20 protein-coding genes are annotated in these 18,779 nt (G+C 73.4%); 6 read left to right on the top strand and 14 right to left on the bottom strand.

Annotation, left to right across the window (positions count from 1 at the left end; translation table 11 throughout):
• Positions 1-10: 10 nt before the first annotated feature.
• The 5 genes from ACIRNI_RS04975 to ACIRNI_RS04955 all read right to left on the bottom strand — a co-directional run bounded on the left by ACIRNI_RS04975 (position 11) and on the right by ACIRNI_RS04955 (position 3,267).
• A complete protein-coding gene (locus ACIRNI_RS04975; protein WP_403548377.1) occupies positions 11-868 on the bottom strand; it encodes a GNAT family N-acetyltransferase in 858 nt (285 codons plus the stop codon).
• 95 nt (positions 869-963) lie between these two features.
• A complete protein-coding gene (locus tag ACIRNI_RS04970; RefSeq protein ID WP_403548375.1) occupies positions 964-1,209 on the bottom strand; it encodes a hypothetical protein in 246 nt (81 codons plus the stop codon).
• Positions 1,210-1,263: 54 nt separating this feature from the next.
• Entirely contained in the window at positions 1,264-2,322 is a 1,059-nt protein-coding gene (locus ACIRNI_RS04965; RefSeq protein WP_403548373.1) for a saccharopine dehydrogenase family protein, read from the bottom strand.
• 8 nt (positions 2,323-2,330) lie between these two features.
• Positions 2,331-2,834, bottom strand: a complete 504-nt coding sequence (locus tag ACIRNI_RS04960) for an aspartate carbamoyltransferase (protein ID WP_403548371.1) — start codon at positions 2,832-2,834, stop codon at positions 2,331-2,333.
• A complete protein-coding gene (locus ACIRNI_RS04955; protein WP_403548369.1) occupies positions 2,821-3,267 on the bottom strand; it encodes a MarR family winged helix-turn-helix transcriptional regulator in 447 nt (148 codons plus the stop codon). The genes ACIRNI_RS04960 and ACIRNI_RS04955 overlap by 14 nt, the downstream gene beginning before the upstream one ends.
• Before the next feature lie 150 nt (positions 3,268-3,417).
• On the opposite strand from ACIRNI_RS04955, the gene ACIRNI_RS04950 reads away from it, so the two are divergent.
• Positions 3,418-3,783 carry a PH domain-containing protein gene (locus tag ACIRNI_RS04950; protein ID WP_355363645.1) on the top strand — a complete coding sequence of 122 codons (366 nt, stop codon included), beginning with the start codon at positions 3,418-3,420 and terminating at the stop codon, positions 3,781-3,783.
• A 106-nt stretch (positions 3,784-3,889) separates the two neighbouring features.
• Here ACIRNI_RS04950 and ACIRNI_RS04945 read toward each other — a convergent pair whose 3' ends face one another.
• Positions 3,890-5,170 (bottom strand): extracellular solute-binding protein, encoded by a 1,281-nt coding sequence (locus tag ACIRNI_RS04945; RefSeq protein ID WP_403548367.1) that lies wholly within the window; start codon positions 5,168-5,170, stop codon positions 3,890-3,892.
• Positions 5,171-5,543: 373 nt separating this feature from the next.
• On the opposite strand from ACIRNI_RS04945, the gene ACIRNI_RS04940 reads away from it, so the two are divergent.
• The gene (locus ACIRNI_RS04940) at positions 5,544-6,230 is read left to right on the top strand and encodes a DUF4232 domain-containing protein (protein ID WP_403548365.1); all 687 of its coding nucleotides are present in this window, start codon (positions 5,544-5,546) and stop codon (positions 6,228-6,230) included.
• 45 nt (positions 6,231-6,275) lie between these two features.
• Here the strand turns inward: ACIRNI_RS04940 and ACIRNI_RS04935 are convergent, their stop codons facing one another.
• The 3 genes from ACIRNI_RS04935 to ACIRNI_RS04925 all read right to left on the bottom strand — a co-directional run bounded on the left by ACIRNI_RS04935 (position 6,276) and on the right by ACIRNI_RS04925 (position 8,164).
• Complete coding sequence (locus tag ACIRNI_RS04935; RefSeq protein WP_403548822.1) at positions 6,276-6,800, bottom strand: GNAT family N-acetyltransferase; 525 nt, start codon at positions 6,798-6,800, stop codon at positions 6,276-6,278.
• A gap of 133 nt (positions 6,801-6,933) precedes the next feature.
• Positions 6,934-7,302 carry a DUF397 domain-containing protein gene (locus tag ACIRNI_RS04930; RefSeq protein ID WP_403548363.1) on the bottom strand — a complete coding sequence of 123 codons (369 nt, stop codon included), beginning with the start codon at positions 7,300-7,302 and terminating at the stop codon, positions 6,934-6,936.
• Positions 7,303-7,312: 10 nt separating this feature from the next.
• Entirely contained in the window at positions 7,313-8,164 is an 852-nt protein-coding gene (locus tag ACIRNI_RS04925) for a helix-turn-helix domain-containing protein (protein WP_403548361.1), read from the bottom strand.
• 201 nt (positions 8,165-8,365) lie between these two features.
• Here ACIRNI_RS04925 and ACIRNI_RS04920 point away from each other — a divergent pair, with 201 nt between their 5' ends.
• The 4 genes from ACIRNI_RS04920 (at position 8,366) to ACIRNI_RS04905 (ending at position 12,460) form a co-directional block, all read left to right on the top strand.
• Complete coding sequence (locus tag ACIRNI_RS04920) at positions 8,366-8,794, top strand: ATP-binding protein (RefSeq protein WP_403548359.1); 429 nt, start codon at positions 8,366-8,368, stop codon at positions 8,792-8,794.
• A gap of 41 nt (positions 8,795-8,835) precedes the next feature.
• Positions 8,836-9,636, top strand: coding sequence for a DUF72 domain-containing protein (locus ACIRNI_RS04915; RefSeq protein WP_403548357.1), 801 nt, complete (start codon positions 8,836-8,838; stop codon positions 9,634-9,636).
• 57 nt (positions 9,637-9,693) lie between these two features.
• The gene (locus tag ACIRNI_RS04910) at positions 9,694-10,344 is read left to right on the top strand and encodes an NADPH-dependent F420 reductase (RefSeq protein WP_403548355.1); all 651 of its coding nucleotides are present in this window, start codon (positions 9,694-9,696) and stop codon (positions 10,342-10,344) included.
• A gap of 148 nt (positions 10,345-10,492) precedes the next feature.
• The gene (locus tag ACIRNI_RS04905) at positions 10,493-12,460 is read left to right on the top strand and encodes a protein-arginine deiminase domain-containing protein (RefSeq protein WP_403548353.1); all 1,968 of its coding nucleotides are present in this window, start codon (positions 10,493-10,495) and stop codon (positions 12,458-12,460) included.
• A gap of 64 nt (positions 12,461-12,524) precedes the next feature.
• Here ACIRNI_RS04905 and ACIRNI_RS04900 read toward each other — a convergent pair whose 3' ends face one another.
• From ACIRNI_RS04900 to ACIRNI_RS04880, 5 genes are all read right to left on the bottom strand, one after another.
• Positions 12,525-13,148 carry a DUF1326 domain-containing protein gene (locus ACIRNI_RS04900; protein WP_403548352.1) on the bottom strand — a complete coding sequence of 208 codons (624 nt, stop codon included), beginning with the start codon at positions 13,146-13,148 and terminating at the stop codon, positions 12,525-12,527.
• A 39-nt stretch (positions 13,149-13,187) separates the two neighbouring features.
• Entirely contained in the window at positions 13,188-15,326 is a 2,139-nt protein-coding gene (locus ACIRNI_RS04895) for a SpoIIE family protein phosphatase (protein WP_403548350.1), read from the bottom strand.
• Positions 15,327-15,393: 67 nt separating this feature from the next.
• Positions 15,394-15,888: a flavoprotein gene (locus ACIRNI_RS04890; RefSeq protein ID WP_403548348.1), complete on the bottom strand. Its 495-nt coding sequence runs from the start codon at positions 15,886-15,888 to the stop codon at positions 15,394-15,396.
• Between the two features lie 21 nt (positions 15,889-15,909).
• Entirely contained in the window at positions 15,910-16,686 is a 777-nt protein-coding gene (locus tag ACIRNI_RS04885) for a hypothetical protein (RefSeq protein ID WP_403548346.1), read from the bottom strand.
• A gap of 37 nt (positions 16,687-16,723) precedes the next feature.
• Positions 16,724-18,700 carry a hypothetical protein gene (locus ACIRNI_RS04880; protein WP_403548344.1) on the bottom strand — a complete coding sequence of 659 codons (1,977 nt, stop codon included), beginning with the start codon at positions 18,698-18,700 and terminating at the stop codon, positions 16,724-16,726.
• Positions 18,701-18,779 lie beyond the last annotated feature (79 nt).

Here is an 18,779-nt window from a genome sequence, read left to right as displayed (position 1 = left end):
GTCGGCGCCGTCAGTACAGGATGGAGGGGAGGTAGGCGCCGTCCGGTTCGTTGTAGAGACCGATGGTCATCAGGGTCATCAGCTGCACCACGCGCAGTTTGTGCCCCAGGCACCACTGGAGAAGCGCGCTGTTGCGCGCGGGGACGAGGATGCCGGGGCCGCCGAAGGCCTCGGCCGCGCCGATGAGCGCGCGGATGTCCTCGGTCGTCTCGCCGACGGCGTGGGCGAAGAAGGCCAGGTCGGTGGCGTAGCCGGTGATGCGGCCCTCGTGCTCGACGACGCGGGCGGTGCCCTGGGTGACGGCGTCGGCGAGTTCGCCGCCGCGGTCGACGCCGTGGACCCGGCGGCACAGGTCGTCGCAGGCGGGGCGGTCCTCCTCGCGCGCGGGCCGCACCAGGTAGCCGGGCACGGCGACGCCGATCGGCGCGCCCTGGAGGCAGGCCACCGTCTCGCGGAACTGGAAGCCGAGACCGGCGTACAGCGCGAACGAGCGGGAGTGGTAGCCGCTCTGGAGCAGCCGGATGCCGGGGGCGCCGCGCTCGGCGGTCCGGTCCATGACGTCGCGCATCAGGCGGCGGCCGACGCCGCCGTTCTGCCCCAGCGGGTCGACGGTGATGGGACCGACGCCGACGACCGGGGAGCGCTCGTCGAGGAAGTTGCTGCCCACGATCCGGCCGTCGAGCTCGGCGACGACGCTGTAGAACCCGGGGTGGTTCAGCAGCATCTCCATGGTGCCCACGCCGATCTCGGCGCTGGGGAAGTCGGGCGGGAAGTCGTGCTCGCGGGCGATTCCGGCGAAGGCCTCGTAGCAGATCCGGCCGCATTCGGCGGCGTCGTCGGGCCTTCCGGGACGCAGTACGAGATCCACGGCTGGTCTCCTCGGGAGAGGCGGTTCGGGGGCGGTGCGGTCGGTCCTTGCCTCTCCCCATCAAACGCCGGGCCCGCCGACCCCACAATCGGGCTTCACCCGGCCGCGACGGCCATCAGCGCTCCCCACAGGATGGTGACGACGGCCAGCACGAGCATCACCGTGCGCCAGGCGGCGGGAACCGACACCCGGAATGACGGCCGGTACGACAGCCGCAACGACAGCCCGGGGACCTTGGGGAGCCTGGGAAGCCTCCGCTTGTACCGCTCGCACGCCCGCAGGAGCGCGTGGGCGAGGGCGACGGGCACGCCGCCGCCCTCCCGCATCTCGAAACCGCTCACACCCCCGGCAACGACCTGCGGCGACGCAAAGTACGCGGATCCCCGCCACCGCAATCAAATCGTCATGATCATCGCAGCTGGTGAAGTTTCACCCCCAAGATCACCGGCATCGGCGGCCACGGCTTCCACAAGCCCGGCGAAGGCGGGCAGCTGCTCGATGTGGTGCACCCCGGGCGCCGACGGCCCGCCGGTGAGCAGCTCGCGCGCGACATGGGCGGCCACGAGCCCGGTGACGCGGCTCTGCTCCCGCCCGGTGAGGGCGTACGCCACCCGCCGCGCGTGCGGCCCGTGCCCGCGCGCGTCGACGCGTACCGCGAAGCCGTCCCCGCCGCCGAGGCGTACGCGGTGCAGGGCGGCGGCCATCGCGCGCGGCGCGCCGGGGCGTCGCGCCGCCGCCCGTACCGCCCCCGTACGGCGCAGGGCGAACAGCGCGGCGGTCAGCGGCCGCGAGTCCAGGCACAGGCGGGTGGTGACCGACGGGACGCCGAGGGTGCGGACCAGCGTGAACTGGTCCGAGAAGGGGAACGGGTGCGCGGTGCGGGCGGCCCCGTAGCCGGGCAGCGTGACGCGCAGCGGCCGTGCGCCGGCGGGTTCCGGTTCGGCGAGGTTCGCCAGCGTCCAGCGCAGGGCGTCGACGCCGTGGCGTTCGCCGGAGCCGAGGAGCAGCGTGAGGTCGAGGCGCTCGGCGCCGCCGACGGCCTCGTGGGCGCGGCGGGCCAGCAGGTTCGTCAGCCCGGGCGCGACGCCCACGCTGAGCACCCCGGTGGCGCCGGCCTCCCGCGCCGGGGCGTCCAGCGCGGCGACCGCGTCGAGCAGGCGGAGGCTCGCGCCGACGTCGACGACGTGGACGCCCCGCTCCAGGCAGGCGCGGGCGATACCGGCGTCCGGCGGCTCGACGCAGAAGACGACCGCGCCGATGTCGCCGAGCGGCTCCAGCGTCTCCCGTACGAACGTCTCGGGCGGCGCGGTCACATCGACCCGTACCCCGCCGAGCCGCCGGGCGCGGGCCTCGTCGCGGCCGGCGGGGACCACGCGCCCCGGAAACCACCGCGCGAGCGCGGACGTCGCGGCCGCCCCGACGGCGCCGTACCCCCCGATGACGAGTGTCCTCATGGCCCGGCTCAGTGCTCCGCGTGGTCGCCGTGGTCGGAGGTCTGGGCCGCGGCCCAGCGGTGCAGGGCGTCGACGAGGGCGGGGTCGGTGGTCGTGAACCGCAGGGCCGCGCCGTCGGGACGGTCGGCGTACGTGATCTCGACGCGCCCGGCGCCCGCCTCGAGCTCCTTGAGCCCCGGCATGGACGCGCCGTGGATGCGGGCGGGATCGCCGTAGTCGCCCCGGCGGAAGCGCTCTCCCTCGTGCGCGAGGTGCTCGCGGATCAGCCGTACCTGCTCCGCGTCCTCGGGTGCGTCGCTGCGCACCTCCTCCAGCAGCCCATGGGGCTCGGGTCGGAAGCGGTGCGTGGTCCGCTCCAGGTCGAAGGGCATGACGGTGGCGCCGTTGCGCGCGACCTGGCGCTGCCGGTCCTGCGTGGACGGCTCGGCCGCGGCCTGACACCCGGCGCCGCCGGCCAGCACGACCGCGACGGCGGCGAGAACCACGCCCCGACGTACGCTACTTCTCCTCATGCGAGGCCTCCTCCAGTAGGCGCAGCGCCCGGATCACGCCGGGACGCCGGGACTTGGGCACCCGGTCGAGCAGCCGGCCCAGCCGGTCGGCGCGCCGCCGCGCCACATCGGCGGCGACCCGTACGCCCTCCTCCGTCAGCCCGACGAGCTGCGCCCGCCCGTCGCCGGGATCCGGCGCCCGGTCGGCCCACCCGCGCGCCACGAGCTGGTCCACCAACCGGCTGGTGGTGGACTTGGTCAGACTCAGCCGCTCTCCCAACACGCGCTGGGCGAGCCGCCCTTGGCGCAGCACGGTGAGCGCATGCGCCTCGGCGGTCGGCATGGGCGCGCCGCACGGCGTGCGATCGGGGTCGAGGAGGCCGAAGGCCCGTACGAAGTCGACGAGGGCGTCGGCGAACGCTTCCGGGGAAGCGTCGTCGGGAGAACCGGGCATGGTTGCAACCTAAAACTATGTACTCCCATTCTGCAACCACTTTGCTGTGGGCCGCCGCCCGCGCGCGCCGGTGGTGGGCACCCTGCTGTGAACGGCGCGCCGGGTATACAGTGCGACGATCACGCGACATCACCATCTGGGGGGCCTGTCATGGCGCTGTTCGGAAACGCCCACACCATCGACCCGACGACGGCGCAGCAGGACTACGCCCGCCTCCTGGGCAACGGCGAGCAGGTGCACGCCGCGTTCCTGCTGATCCGCGACACGATCCTCTTCACGGATCGGCGCCTCATCCTCGTCGACAAGCAGGGCATCACCGGCAAGAAGGTCGAGTACCACTCGATCCCGTACCGGAGCATCACCCACTTCGCCGTCGAGACCGCCGGCACCTTCGACCTCGACGCGGAACTCAAGCTCTGGGTCTCGGGCAGCCCGACCCCGATCCAGAAGACCTTCACCAAGGGCGTCGACATCTACGAGGTCCAGGCCATCCTGACGCAGTTCGTGGCCCGCTGAGCCCTGGGTACGGGGTGGGGACGGCCGTCGCCCCGCGCGCCTTGTGAGCGCTCCGCGGGCGACGGGCGGCCGGGCGTCCGGTCGACGCCGTACGACCTGACCCCTCCTACTGCTTCGCCGCCTCCCGGGCCTGCTGGGCGATGTCCTCCAGCACGGCCTTCGGGTCGGCGGACGGCGCGACGGCCTTGCCGATGTTCCGCTTGATGATGTTGCTGACCTGCAGCCAGGACGGCTCGTTGACCGGGTAGAGCCGGGCACCGCGCAGCGCGGTCAGGAACTGCTCGCCGCTGGGGTCCGCCGCCGCGTCCTTGTTGGTCTGCGTCGCGGACACCGTCGAGGGCAGCAGGTGGTAGCGCCCGGCGAACTCGTTGAGGTTCTTGTCCTCGTACACGAACTCCAGGAATTCACCGGCCAGTTCGCGGTTGTCCTCGTGCTTGAACGCCATCATCCAGTCGGCGACGCCGACCGACGGCGGTACCCGCCCGTCGCCCAGGGTGTCCGACACCGGCATGTTCAGGGTGCCGACCTTGATGCCCTTCGCCCGCGCCTCGTGGAGGAGCGAGGGGTAGCCGTTGAGCATGCCGACCTCGCCGCGCAGGAAGGCCGCGAAGGCCTCCTGCCGGTTGAGCTCGGCCGGCGGGACCGGGCCGGTCAGGCCGGGCGCGACCAGCTTGTCCTTGATCCAGCGGAACGTCTGCGTGTTCTCCTCCGACGCGATGCTGTAGCCACCGCCGTCGTCGGCGTACCCGCCGCCGTTGCTCAGCTCCCAGATCAGGGCCTCGGCGTGCGCCTCCTCGGGGCCGAGCGGCAGCGCGTACGGGAAGCGCACGCCCTCGCTCTTCAGCGCCCGGGCCGCCTCCTCCAGATCCGACCACGTCTTCGGCGGCTTCGCCCCGGCCTTGTCGAACAGCTCCTCGTTGTAGAAGAGCAGCCGACTGCTGGCCACGAAGGGCAGGCCGTAGAGGGTGTGGTTGACCGAACCGGCCTCCGCGAGCGGCGGCAGGAAGTTCGCCTCCGTCCTGATCGGCAGCACCTCACTGGCGGCGTAGAGGCGGCCCTGCGCGGCGAAGTCGGAGTACGCACCCATGAGGGCCACGTCCGGGGCGTTGCCCTCCTTGACCATGCGGGTGACCTCGCGGTCGACGTCGGCCCACGGGTAGAGCGTCACCTCGACCTTCTTGCCGGGGTGCGCGGCGGTGAAGGCGGTGGTCAGCTTGTCCCAGTACGCCTTGGAGCTGGTCGACGGGCTGTTCCCGTACTCGGCGGCCACCAGGCGCAGCGTCGTCTTCCCGTCGCCGCCCCCTGACGAGCCGCAGGCGGTGACGAGGGAGCCCAGCAGTCCGAGTGCGGCCACGGAGGCGGTCGCGCCGAAGAATCTTGGTCGCACAGAAGTTTCCTCTTGCTTTTTGGACGGTGCGGCCGGAATTCTCCCCCGGGTCGGAAGGTATTGCGCCCCCTGCTCAACGGTTGTGGCCATTGCTCCAACTGCGGCCGTTGCGGCTGGTGTTTTCCCCTAGGGCGACGCGAAAAGCGACGCGCGTAGACCCTTCCGCGGTGTCCAACGCGACTCCCGTACGGAGCATTGACCGGACCGCCGCGGCCGGGGTCCGCGGAGCTGTGTCACAGGCGCGTGACGGGACCGTCCTGGGCGTGAGACGGCATGAACCGCCGGTCGGGAGCGGCACGTCTTCCCGATCGTCAACGCGCCGTACCGAGCACCTGGCGCCCTCGCAGCTGTCGCCCCGGAAGGAACATCCGTGATGAATCGCCGTCTGCGCACCACTCTTGCCGCCACCGCCGCACTCAGTGCGGGCCTGCTGATGACCGCGTGCGAGGGCGGTGACACGTCGTCGGCGCGAGGCTCGTCGAAGCCGTCCGGCCAGGCCGGCCCGACGGCGTCCAGCGGCGGCGAGAGTGGGAACAAGGCCGGCGGAAGCAGCGGATCCGGCGCTTCGAAGCCTTCCGGCGGCGGGACGGCGGGAAGCGGCTCACCGGCCGGCTCCGGTACGACCGGCGACGACACGGCCGCGGACAAGAGCGGCTACGGGCAGAGCTGCGGTACCAACGACATCTCCTGGAGCGTGAGCTCCCAGTCCCAGGCAGGCGGCTACTTCCTGATCAAGGCGACGGCCAAGCCCGGCATCACCTGCGTCCTGCCCGCCGCGCTGCCGGTCGTGGCCTTCGGATCGGACGGAACGGCCGCCAAGCCCGCGGAACAGTCCGTGGGTGGGGAGATCACGCTGCGCAAGGGAGTCGCCGCCTACGCCGGTGTGAACCCGAAGACCACCAAGGAGGATGGCGGCAAGGAGCTGACCAGCCTCATCGTCTCCGTCTCCAACGACGACCCGCACCCGGTGTCCCTGAACGTCGGCTCGTTCGTCGTCGACCAGCCGATCGTCACCAACTGGCACACCTCCGCCGCTGATGCCGTTCCCTTCTCGGACTGACCCGGCTCGTCGCGTTCCGGCGCACGGCCCGCGCAGGGCACTGCTTCAGCGCAGGTCGAGCAGCATCACGTCATGGAGGTCCGCGCCCGTCCCCCACGGCCGCGCCTCGCCGACCTTGCGGTACCCCCACGCCCGGTAGGCGGCCGACGCCGCCTCGCTGCCCGGGTGGACGTTCAGCAGCACCCGCTCGGCCTCCACGCCGTCGAGCAGCGTCTCGTGCAGACGCCGCGCGACGCCCTGCCCGCGCCACGGGTCGCGCACGGCGAGCTCCATCAGCCCGAAGGTGCGGCGCCCGTCCTCCCGTCGCATGTCGTCGGGCACGGGCTCGGCCAGTTCGTCCCACCAGCCCGTGTCGGGCGCGAGCGGGAAGCCGTACGCCATGCCGACCGGCTCGCCGTCCTCGGTACGGGCCAAGGCAGCGAGGAAGCCGTGCCGCCCGGCCTGGGAGGGGAAGCGCTGGAACGCGGCGGCGACGTCGTCCTCGGTCTCGTTGTAGGGAGGCTCGGCGAACGCCTCGGCATAGACCAGCCTGAACGCGCCCTCGGCCCGCGCTGCGGCTGATCCGTCCATGCGCTGTATGGCGAGGGTCCCCTGCTGCGTCAGGTGCGAGAAGACATGCATGCGGCGATCTTGCCACCAGTGCCTGGACCGGCCACCGGTTATCCGACCCGGGCCCGTCTCAGGGCGGCCCCGCGCCCTCACCTCACGCGGACGCCCGCGCCCCGGAACCCCGCTCCTCCGCGAAGTGGTCGAACTCGCCCGCCACCGCGCCCTTCACGAAGGCGTCCCACCGCGCCCGGCTCGTCGTCACGACCGCGCCGCCGCCCGCCGCGCGCAGGCGGACCTGGTCCCCGGGGCCGTACGACAACTCGAACCCCGGTACGGAGTCACCGCCCGCCCTCAGGGCGCGGAGCAGCTCGCGGAAGCCATCCGCTGTGGTCGTGAATATGGACCCGCTCGGGTCGGCGCTCTCCCTGAGGGCGATGGTGCCTTGCGCCGTTGAGGCGACATGTATGCAGGCGTCGCCCTCGCCGCAGTACGACGACTTCTGCCAGGTGCTCACAGCGTTCATGCCGGTCCTCTCACAGTTCCTTGGCGATCGCCTGGATGACATCGCGCGACGCTCGCTCGTCCAGCGCGACGGCCTCCATGCGGTCGAGGAGGGTGCGGTACTTCTGAAGCTGCGCTTCCGCGTCGAGCAGGACGGGGCCGTGCGACTGGTCGAGGTGCACGGTGTCGAGTTGCGGCACCGGGCCGGTGGCGTAGGCGAGGGACTGGCCCGAGCCGGGGAACGCGCCGGCGTCGAAGGAGATCACCCGGAGCGTGACGTGGTGGTGCTCGCTCATGACGAGGAGGTGCTCCAGCTGGCGCCGGGCCGTGGCCGGGCCGCCGAACTTCATCCGGAGGGCGGCCTCGTGGACGATCGCCGAGTAGGGGACGGGGTCCGCTCGGTAGATGACGTCCTGGCGCTTGATGCGGTGTGAGACCCGGTGCTCGATCTCCGGCGGGGACAGTTCGGGAACGACCTGGCGGAAGACCTCGCGGGCGTGCTCGGGAGTCTGGAGCAGGCCCGGGATGTGGGCCGTGTACGCGGTGCGCAGGGAGCGCGCGTGGTGTTCCAGCTCGGCGAGGTCGAGCATGCCCACGGGCAGCGTTTCCCGGTACTCCTCCCACCAGCCGCGTTTCCGGTCGGCGGCCATGTCCGCGAGCGCGTCGATGAACGCCTGGTCCGCGCAGTCGTAAATGCGCGCCATGGCACGGACGCGGTCCGGGCTGGCGCCGAAGCGGGCGGTCTCGATGTTGCTCAGTTGCCCTGGACTGGTACCGACCAGGCGTGCCGCTTCGGTGGACGTCATACCGGCGCGTTCCCGCAGTTTCCGCAGCTCGGCACCCAGGCGCATGCGGCGGGCTGAGGGGGCGGGCCTGCTCGCCATCTCGCAACTCCTCGGTTCGACGGGCTCGTTGGGCGGTCACCCACACGACTGAACTATGCACGGATTCTTTGCTGCGGGCTTAAGGAATCCTTGCGAAGGTTCTAGTCTCTAAGCCGGGCCTACCACCTGGAAGCGCACCGCCCGACGGGGCGACAGAGCCACCAGGCACCAACCAACTCACCTCCGTGATCGGAGACTTCCATGGCAACCGTATCGCCGTCCTGGGCCTACACCCTCCACCTCCCGCATGATCCCCGCGCCCCGCGCGTGGCCCGCCACACCCTGCGTACCGTCCTCGCCACGCACGGCATGGCCGGGCTCCTCGACACCGCCGAGCTGCTCGCCAGTGAGCTCGTCACCAACGCGCACCGGTACTCCGCCGAGCCCTACACCCTGCGTCTGCGCGCGCTCGAGGAGCCCGTACGGCTGAGGCTCAGTGTGTGGGACGCCAATCCGCACATTCCGGCGCCCTTCAGAGGGGCAGCCGCGCCCAGCCCCCGTGAGGACGACGAGCGCGGGCGCGGGCTGCAGCTCGTGCAGAGGTGTGCCGACAACTGGGGGGCCTACGAGTTGCAGGGCGGGCTGCACGGGAGGCCCGGGAAGCTGCTCTGGGTGGAGTGCGGGCGATAGGGACCCGATAGGGAGCGGGGCCGGGCGGGCAGGGATGGGACATGGCCCTGCTCGTCGGAACCTCGGGGTGGCAGTACAAGGACTGGCGCGGCGTCCTCTACCCCGACAAGCTGCCGCAGCGGCTGTGGCTGGAGGAGTACGCGCGCCACTTCGCCACCGTCGAGAACAACAACGCCTTCTACCGGCTGCCCAGCACGGAGGTCTTCGGCTCCTGGCGGGAGCGGACGCCGCAGGGGTTCGTCATGGCGGTCAAGGCCAGCCGGTACCTCACCCACATCAAGCGGCTGCGGGAGCCCGAGGAGCCGGTGGCGCGGCTCCTCGGGCGGGCGGCGGGGCTCGGGGAGCGGATGGGGCCCGTACTGGTGCAGCTGCCGCCGAACCTCCAGGCGGACGTGGAGCTGCTCGACGCGTGCCTGCGCCGCTTCCCCGGCGGCGTACGGGTGGCCGTCGAGCTGCGCCATGAGTCCTGGTGGCGGGACGAGCCCGCGCTGCGGGGAGTGCTGGAGCGGTACGGCGCCGCGCTCTGCTGGGCCGACCGGTTGTCCAGGCCCGTGACGCCGCTGTGGCGGACGGCGCCCTGGGGGTACGTACGCTTCCACGCCGGTCTCGCCGATCCGCCGCCGCGCTACGGGCGCCAGGCGCTCGCGTCGTGGGCGCGGCGCATCGCGGACGCCTGGACGGACGAAGAGGACGTGTACGTGTACTTCAACAACGACCCCGGCGGCGCGGCCGTCGTCGACGCGGCCACGTTCGCGCGGGCGGCCGCCGCACTGGGGCGGACGGTCAGTCGTACGCCCCCCATCGCTCTCGGCGGACCCTCCGGCGTAGGGCCGATGGGGTAACGCGGACCGGTCGGAAGGCCGACGCTCTGGGGACGGGCCCGCCGTAGCGTCGACGCCATGAAGATCGGGGTTCTCGGAACAGGCAATGTAGGCAAGGCACTTGCCGCGGGATGGGCCGCGGCAGGCCACGACGTCGTGTTCGGTTCGCGACGGGCGGACGACGCGGAGCTGCGGGCGGAACTGGTGACCGCGGTGGGCGGGGAGGTCGCGGTCGCGGACCCGGCCGGGGCGGTCGCGGCCGCCGAGGTGGTGGTCAACGCGACGCCGGGCACGGCGTCCGTGCCGCTGCTGGAGACGGTCGGGGCATCGGCCCTCGCGGGGAAGGTGGTGCTCGACGTGGCGGTCGGGTTCCGGGAGGACAACAGCCTCTCCCACCTCGTGGAGAGCCTCGGCGAGGAGATCCAGCGGACGTTTCCCGAGGCCAGGGTCGTCAAGACGCTGTGCACCATCGACTCGACGGTCATGATCGCGCCCGACTCGCTGGAGGGGCCGAGCACCCTCTTCCTCTCCGGTGACGACGCCGACGCCAAGCGCACGGTCAGCGGACTGCTGCACGACCTGGGCTGGCCGCCGGAGGCGCTGCTCGACCTCGGCGGCATCGGGACCGCCCGGGGGCAGGAGCACTACAGCCTGATGTTCATCGCCCTCGCGGGCGCCCTCAAGTCGTACGGCTTCAGCGTGAAGGTGGTCCGGCCGGCGACCTCGTAGAGCAGCGCGTCGGGATCCGTCATCGTGCCCGAGGCGGATCCTCTGGTCATCCTCCGGTCGGAACCGGCCAGACCCGGCGATCTCAGGCAACGCACCGGCCCTGTGCGTCCTCTTCCGGCTCGACAAGCCATCCCCCATGGAAGGACGCATGGTGCGTACGAGCCACGCGAGACGCGCGAGCCTCGCCATATCCGTCATCGGCGCCGTACTGGCGCCCGTCGCCCTCGCCGCGCCGGTGTTCGCGGCGGAGGCCCCGTCCCGGGCCGACCTGCGGGCGGACGTGAACCGGGACGGCCGGGTGGACGTCACCGGGGCGAGCGACAACGCCGGGGAGGACACCTGGACCGCCGCCCGGGGCGCGGTCGTCCTGCCGAACATCGACGACGACACCAAGCGCTGCGCGACCAGCGGGCCCGGCGGCAAGCCGCTGTCCGACGCCAAGCTCGCCGCCTGCAACGACGCCGCCGACACCGTCGTGAACGGCACCGCCGACGCCGCCGACCTCGCGCGCGTGCGGTCCGCGCCCATGCGGCAGGTGCCCAACGGCGCGACCGGCACCCTGAGCGTCGTCAGCGGCGCCAAGAACACCCGCGTCTTCGTCAAGCGCGGCACCGCCTGGGTTCGGGTGACGGCCACGACCCGGCTGACCGCGCCCGAGCTGCGCGCCGGGGTCGAGTTCGGCGTCGAGGCCACCGACGTGATCCGCGACAACACCCGTTGGGGCGGCCGCGCCGTCCTGCGCCTCACCGTCACCACCGGCAAGAAGAGCACCTCGGACGACATCACGCTGCGCGTGGCGCCGCTGCTCACCCACCACCACCTCCAGAACGCCCAGCAGATGCTGGTCACCAAGGTCCCCGGCGACGACCCGTTCGCGCGCAGCCAGCAGACCTTCGTGGCGGGGCTGGCGAAGGAGGCGAAGGCGGCGGGGATCGCCAAGCCGGTCGTCACCTTCGACAAGTACCAGGACATCTGGGCCCAGGACTTCGTCGAGCCCGGATACGTCAGCATGACCGCGCCCGGCGGAGGGCGCCAGGTGATCCGCGTGATGCTGCGCTCGGCCCAGCCGGACCGCGAGTCCGGGCGGGAGCTGTTCGAGAAGCTGCGGGGCAAGGGCGTCGGCGTCGTCCAGGTCTCGGGGGTCCGCGACGAGGAGGAGTGGACCCTCAACTCCATGGGCAACCTGGAGACCATCCCGCCGTACGCGCAGGGCGGGCGCTCCTTCCCGGCCGGGCGCATCATCATGGGCGAGCGCAAGGACAACGGCTCCAAGCCGGCGCTCGCGATGCGCACGCTGCTGGCGTCGCAGGGCTTCCAGGATCCGCTGCTGCTGGACACCTCGTGGCTGCACGTGGGCCACGTCGACGAGTTCGTGCAGTTCCTCCCGGCGCCGGGCACCGCGCGCGGCTGGACCATCGCCGTCGCCGACCCCGAGGCGGGGCTGAAGCTGCTGCGCGACGCGCGGGACGCCGGGCACGGCAAGACCCGGATGTTCTCGGTGCCGGGGAGCCCGGACCTGCCCGCGCCGAAGGAGACCATCGAGCAGGCGCTCGCCTCCAAGTGGCTGGTGGCCGACAACACGATGGCCGCGCGGCGCATCGCGGCGAACCTGGAGACGCTCAAGCGCGAGACCGGCGTCACCGACGCCGAGGTCGTCCGCGTCCCCGCGCTCTACACGCGCGGCACGGAGGCGGAGGCCACGGAGGAGGGCGAGCGCGGCGAGCGCGTGCCGCGCCTGAAGCGGCTGGGCGCGGGCGAGGTGCCCGACGCGGTCGACGAGTACGGCCAGCAGAAGCGCATCCCGCGCGAGGGGCGGCCCGGGGGCGAGCGCGCCGCGGGCCCCGGCGGTCAGGAGACCGTCATGACCAGCGCGTACGTCCCCGGCGCCGTCAACGGCGTGCTCCTCGGGCGTGACCGGTACCTGGCCCCGAAGCAGTGGGGCCCGGTCATCGGCGGCAAGGACGTCTTCACGGACGCCGTCACCGCCGCGTACACCCGCGCCGGGCTGAAGGTGTCGTACATCGACGACTGGGACACCTACCACCTCGGCATGGGCGAGGTGCACTGCGGCACCAACACGCTGCGGGACACCTCCGGGGCGTGGTGGAAGCAGTGAACGAGGCGTGACCCGCGACGCGGGAGGGGGTCCGACGGCCTCCTCCCGTGTCGTCTCGGAGCGGCTAGCCGCGGCCGGTGGGCGCGCCCTCGGGCTGATCGCCGGCGAAGGTGTAGTCGGACATCTCGCCGTACGACGCCTCGAAGGACAGCCCGAAGGCGTTGGACTCGCCGGTCGTGCGGCCCAGGGTGAACTCGGGGGCGAATCCGAACATCGCGTTCTTCATCGTCGTGGGCGTGCCGTCGGGCCCCCGCAGCGGCTCGAAGCCGATGCGGGTCCTGCCCTCGACCTCCAGCCCGGGGGTGTCCCCGTCCGACAGGGAGATGGCCGCCCGTTCGACGCCGAGGTACTCGCCGTAGAACTGCGAGAGCTCGCCGAAGGCGCCCCCTTCCCGGCCGGACAGGATGCGGTCGAGCGCGTCGGCCTGCGCGTCGCTCGCGCCCGAGTCGACCACCACGCCGACCTTCCAGTCGCCGGCGGTCAGGTGGGAGGGGAATTCGTTGTAGAAGGCGAAGTCCACCCCGGACAGGTCCACGTCGTCCAGACGCCCGTCGGCCACGTGGAAGACGGCGCAGCCGACGCAGCGCTCACGCCCTTCCGCGTCGCGCGGCGGGGCGTCGACGGGACACCCGCACAGGATCGCGCACGAGCAACCAGCCAGGTAGTTGCCCGAAATGCTCCAGGTCATGACTGCTCCTGATGCTGGCTGGGCTTCCTGTCTTCCAGACTAGTCCCGGAGGGAAGAACCGCGGGCCGGCCCTCCTGAAGGGCACGCCATCAGCAGCGCCACGTCGTCGTGGTCCCCCGGGTGCCGCAGCTCCCGCAGCAGCCGGTCGCAGGACTCCTCCAGCGACCGGTCCCCCAGGGTGGCGAGCAGCGCCAGCAGGGCGTCCAGGCGTACGTCGATGTCGTGCTCCCGCGTCTCGATCAGCCCGTCGGTGTAGAGGACCAGCCGGTCGCCGGGTTTCAGGTCCACCGTGACCTCGCGGAACGGGATGCCGCCGACGCCCAGCGGGGGCGCGGTGGGCAGGTCGACCAGCACGGGGGTGTGCCCGCCGCGCACCACCACCGGCGGGAGGTGGCCCGCCGTGCACAGGCGGCACTCCGCCCGGTGCGGGTCGTACACCGCGTACACGCAGGTCGCGAGGGACGGCTCCATGCCGGCGGTGATCTCGTCCAGGTGCCGCAGCACCTCGGCCGGTTCCAGGTCCAGCCGGGCCAGCGTCTGCGTCGCCGTGCGCAGCCGGCCCATGCTGGTCGCGGCGTTGATGCCGCTGCCCATCACGTCGCCCACCACCAGGGCCGTCCGCTCGCCGGACAGCGGGATGATGTCGAACCAGTCGCCGCCGACCTCGCTGCGCGCCCCGGCCGGCTGGTAGCGGGAGGCGACGTCCAGGCCGACGAGGTCGCGGGGCGTCTCCGGCAGCATGCTGCGCTGGAGCGTCAGCGCGGTCTCCCGCTGTTGCCGGTACAGGCGGGCGTTGTCGATGCACACCGCCGCGCGGGCGGCCAGCTCGCACGCGAGCAGCGTGTCGTCCTCGCTGAACGGCACCGGGTTGCGGGCCCGCTTGAGGTCGAGCGCGCCCAGCACCTCGCCGCGCGCGATCAGCGGCACCGCCAGGTACGAGTGGACGCCCGCCTCGGCGAGCAGGTCCGCCGCCCGGCGGTCGCGGGCCACGCACGACAGGGTCCGCTCGTCCAGGCGCTCCTCGCGGACCGGGCGGGCGGTGCGCACGCAGCGGGTGACGAGCCGGTCGGCGCCGTAGCGGGCCAGCTCGCCCGGCGGGTCGGCCGCCTCCACGGCGAGCGTCGGGTACGCCGCCGAGACCGCCAGCGCCCGGAAGACCGCCGGGCCGTCCTCGTCGGCCATGGCCGCCATCCGGTGCGGGCGGCCCTCCAGCACCGTGTCCAGGACGTCGACGGCGGCGATGTCCGCGAGCTCCGGCACGGCGACGTCCGCCAACTCGCGCGCCGTCTGCTCCAGGTCGAGCGTGGTGCCGATCCGTACGGACGCGTCCGCGACCACGGCCAGCCGGTCCCGCGCCCGCTCCGCCTCGGCGGTGGCGCGGTACCGGTCCGTCACGTCGACCACCGAGATCGCCAGGCCGATGGCCCGGCCCGCCACGTCCTCCAGCCGGTACATCGACACCGACCAGGCGTGGTCGTGGTCCGGGTCGGCCGGGGCCCGCCCCACCACCTGCCGGTCCAGCAGCGGTACGCCGGTCTCCAGCACGCGCCGCATCGCCGCCTCCGTGCGGTCGGCGTCGAGGTACGGCAGCACCTCGCCGACCGTGCGTCCCAGGTGCTCCTCGGAGCTCAGGCCGTCGATCCGCTCCAGCGCGGCGTTGACCGCCACGTACCGCAGGTCGGGGCCGAGGACCGCGAGCCCGATCGGCGACTGGTCCACCAGCCGCACCGACAGCGCGAGGTCGCGCTCCACCTGGCGCAGCTTCTCCCGGTCGGTGGCGAGCCCGAGGGCGTAGAAGTCCCCGAGGTCGTCCAGGAGCCGCATGTTGCGGAACTCCAGCCGCCGCTGGGTGCCGTCCTTGCGCCGTACGGGGAAGACGCCCGCCCAGCTCTGGCCCGTCGTCATCACCTGGTCGAAGAGGCGCAGCACCAGCTCGAAGTGCTCCTCCGCGACCAGCAGCCGCGCCGCGTACTTGCCCAGCGCCTCGTGCGCGCTGTACCCGACCAGCTGCTCCGCCTGCGGGGACCACAGGACGATGCGCCCGTCCGCGTCGATGACGATCGCCGCCACGCCGAGCACGTCGAGCAGGCCGCCGACCGGCGAAGGTCCCACCTCCGCGCCGTCGACCGCTTCCCGCTCGGCCCGCAGCCCACCATCCGCACCGCCCATGCCACCCATCGTCCCTCCACAACGGCGGCACCCGCAGCTGGTGCGCCGCCGCCCGGCGGGCATCCGGCCCACCCGGTCAGGCGAGGAGCTCCAGCGCCTCCTCCCACCGGAAGCCCCCGGCGGCGGCGCTGCCCTCCCCGATCCGCACGCCCATCCCGCTCAGCCGCTCCAGGCTCTGCCGGTACGCCGGGTGGGCGGTCAGCTCCGCGCTCACGCACGGCACGACGGCGGTGGGCACGCCCGCGCCGTACGCCTCGCACAGGGTGCCCAGCGCCAGCGTGTCGGCGATGCCCGCCGCCCACTTGTTGATCGTGTTGAACGTCGCCGGGGCGACGGCCATGGCGTCGGCGGGCGGCAGCGGCCGCGGGTCCCCGGGGCGGCGCCAGGCCGACCGGATCGGGTAGCCCGTCTGCGCCTCGATCGCCGGTACGTCGAGGAAGGGCACGGCGTGCGGCGTGGCGATGACACCGACGTCCCAGCCGCCGTGCCGGGCGACGGCTATCAGCCTGCGGACGTCGCCGGCGATACCGGCGGCGCACACGACGACGTAGAGGAAGGGCTTCTCGCTCATGGGGGCCAGTGTGCCGGGCGGTCAGGCGCCCGCCGTGGCCGCCCGGGGGAAGTACTCCGTGAACGGGTCCGGTGCCACGCCCATCACGTCCCCGAAGGGGGTCGCGAGGTGGTGGATGAGCACGGCGAGGAAGACCGTCAGCCCCACCATGCCCATCAGCATCACCAGATGGCTCCAGGTGCGGCCCACCCCGTAGAAGAACACGATGCAGAACGAGAGCACCGCCCCCACCGCGAGCCCCGCCCACAGCAGCGGTGACAGCGAGTCCCCGGCGGCCGACTCCCGGCCCCGGCGCGCCTCGTCCAGCACGCTGAGCTGACCGAGCATCTCCAGGGCCGTCACCTCCTGCGCCGGGGTCGCGTCGGGCGGCGCCTCCGACACCGCGCGCAGCTGCCGCAGCAGGACCCAGCCCTGCTCACCCAGCGGCTGCTGCGCCTCCAGGCGCGGCCACTCGTCCTGGACCACGTGGACGGCGTACCGCTCGGCCATGATCTCGATCCGCTTCTGCTGCGCCGGGGGCATGCCGTCCGCGAGCATCGTCATCTGGTGCAGCGCGCCCGCTTCCGTGGACGTGTTCGACCCGGCGTCGCCCCGCAGCTCCCATACGGAGACGAGCGCGAGTCCGAGCAGCAGCGCGTAGAGGAGGGCGATCATCATCGAGAGGTACTCGACGACGTCCCCGCCCTCCTCCTCGCCGCCCTCCCCGGCCGGCCGGTAGTGGTGCCAGAGGACGACCCCGCCGGCGGCGAGGAGGGCGGCGAACAGCCCGACGGCCAGCGTGCTCACCACATGGTTCATAGGGCTTCCTCGGTTTCTTCGGTTTCCTCGCTCGCTCTCACAGGCGCCGGCCCGCCATCACGGCGACGATCGCCACGGGCAGGAAGAGCAGGAACAGGAACACGGCGAGGCTCGTCTCCTCGTCCTCGGCCAGCAGCGCCCCGGCACGCGCGATGAGCCCCTGCTCGGTGGACGGCTGGGTCCGCTGCCCCGGGGGCTGTTGTTGCTGCTGTTGCTGTTGCTGTTCCGCTTGCTGCTGCTGTTGCTGTTGCTGTTCCGCTTGCTGCTGCTGTTGCTGTTGCTGTTCCGCCTGTTGTTGCTGGGTGAGGCCGGGTGGGACCGCTGTTCCTGGTGGTACGGCTGCTCCGGGCGGGACCGCCGCATCCGGAGGTACGGCCGCGCCGGGCGGCACCGCCGCTCCAGGCGGTACGGCTCCAGGCGGTACGGCTCCAGGCGGTACGGCCGCGCCGGGCGGCACCGCTGCCCCAGGCGGTACGGCTCCGGGGGCGACGGCGGTCCCGGGCGGTACGGCCGCGCCGGGCGGCACCGCTGCCCCAGGCGGCACCGCCGCGCCCGGAGGGACCGCTGCTCCAGGCGGCACCGCCGCGCCCGGAGGTACCGCCGCGCCCGGTGCGGCAGCCGCCGCCTCGCCGGGTACCGCAGCGGCTCCCGGCACAGCGGCGCCCGCACCCGCAGCGCCCGCCGCACCCGCACCCGCAGCGCCCGCAGCGCCCGCAGCACCCGCGCCCTCGCCCTCCGCCGCAGCCGCAGCCGCAGCCGCAGCGGCGAGTGCGGCCGCTCCGAAGCCCGCGCCCGTGGCAGCGGCGGCACCGGCGGCGGCGCCCGTCGCACCGGCGAGGGCACCGACCCCCGTGCCGGCGGCCGCCACCACGCCCGCGGCCGCCCCGGCCCCGACAGCGGCAGCCCCCGGCACAGCCGGAACACCCGCCACACCCGCCGCACCCGGCACCAGCCCCGCGATTCCCGGCGGCAGCAGTACCCCCGGCGGCAGCGGCGGCGCTCCCGGCACCGGAACCGGCGCCACACCAGGAGGCACGGGCACTCCAGGCACTCCAGGCACCCCGGGAGCCCCCGGCACCCCAGGCGCTCCCGGAGCAGGCCCCGGCGGCCCCGGCACACCCGGCGCCCCCGGCGCGGGCGGGACCGGGCGCGGCCGGGGGGCCCGTACCGTGAACGGGGCCACCGCGCGGGCCACCAGCGTCGGCGGCGGGACCGGCCGCTCGCACGTCGGGCCCAGCGTGAACAGCCGGTCGCTGCCCCGCACCTCGGGCGCGCTCCGGTACGTACCGGGCCGCAGCCCCTCCAGCCGCGCCACGCACACCGCGGCACCCCCCGGCGGCAGCGTCTCCGGCAGGGCAGGGCGGCCCCCGCAGCTCACCGGCGGGTTGCCGAGCGCCGCGTCGGTGAGGCGGGCGCCGTACACGGGCCGGTTGCCGGGATTCGTGACGGTGTAGCGGACGAGCGCGCCCGGCGGCCCCGTGCCCGTGTCCCGTACCGCGACGCCGACGGCGAGGGTCAGCGCCCCGCCGACCCCCTGGTAGGCGGCCGCGGCGGACGCCTCGACGCGCATCCCCACCGACGGCACCTGCGCACGGGCGCGCACGGTGGAGGCGTGCCGCCCCGGCGGGGCCGGCACGCGCGAGATGCAGGTGACGGACGTCAGCCCGCGCATCCAGAAGCCCTGCCCGCCCGGGCAGCGGACCGCGCCCGCCGGTACGGCGGGGTCGTGGACGGTCACCCGGTGCAGGTCGGCACCGGAGCGGTTGGTCACCCGGTACCGCTTGACCACCACGTGGCCGATCCTGATGCCGACGCGCTCCGCCTCCGGCACCGGGTGCTTGTTGACGGTCACCGACAGCGTGAGGGCGTGCTTGCCCACCCCGTCCGCGGCCGCCCGCGGGGGCCGCGACGCCAGGGGCCACCCGCTCGCGTGCGCCACCAGGAGCAGGGCTCCGGCGGCGAAGAGCAGCGGTCTGGCGCGCGTGGTGGGTCTGGGCCGGGCGGCGTCCGTCACGGCATCAGCGTTCGTCATATGCCGGAGCCCCGAAAGCGGGGCGGCCCCGGGTTGCGCTGTTCGTGCGGCCGGTGCACCG

The sequence above is a fragment of the Streptomyces sp. NPDC093546 genome (genome assembly GCF_044765045.1).
In the GTDB taxonomy this organism is placed as follows: Bacteria; Actinomycetota; Actinomycetes; order Streptomycetales; family Streptomycetaceae; genus Streptomyces.
Note: the sequence above shows the minus strand (reverse complement) of the source record. Positions and strands in the feature narration are given on the sequence as shown.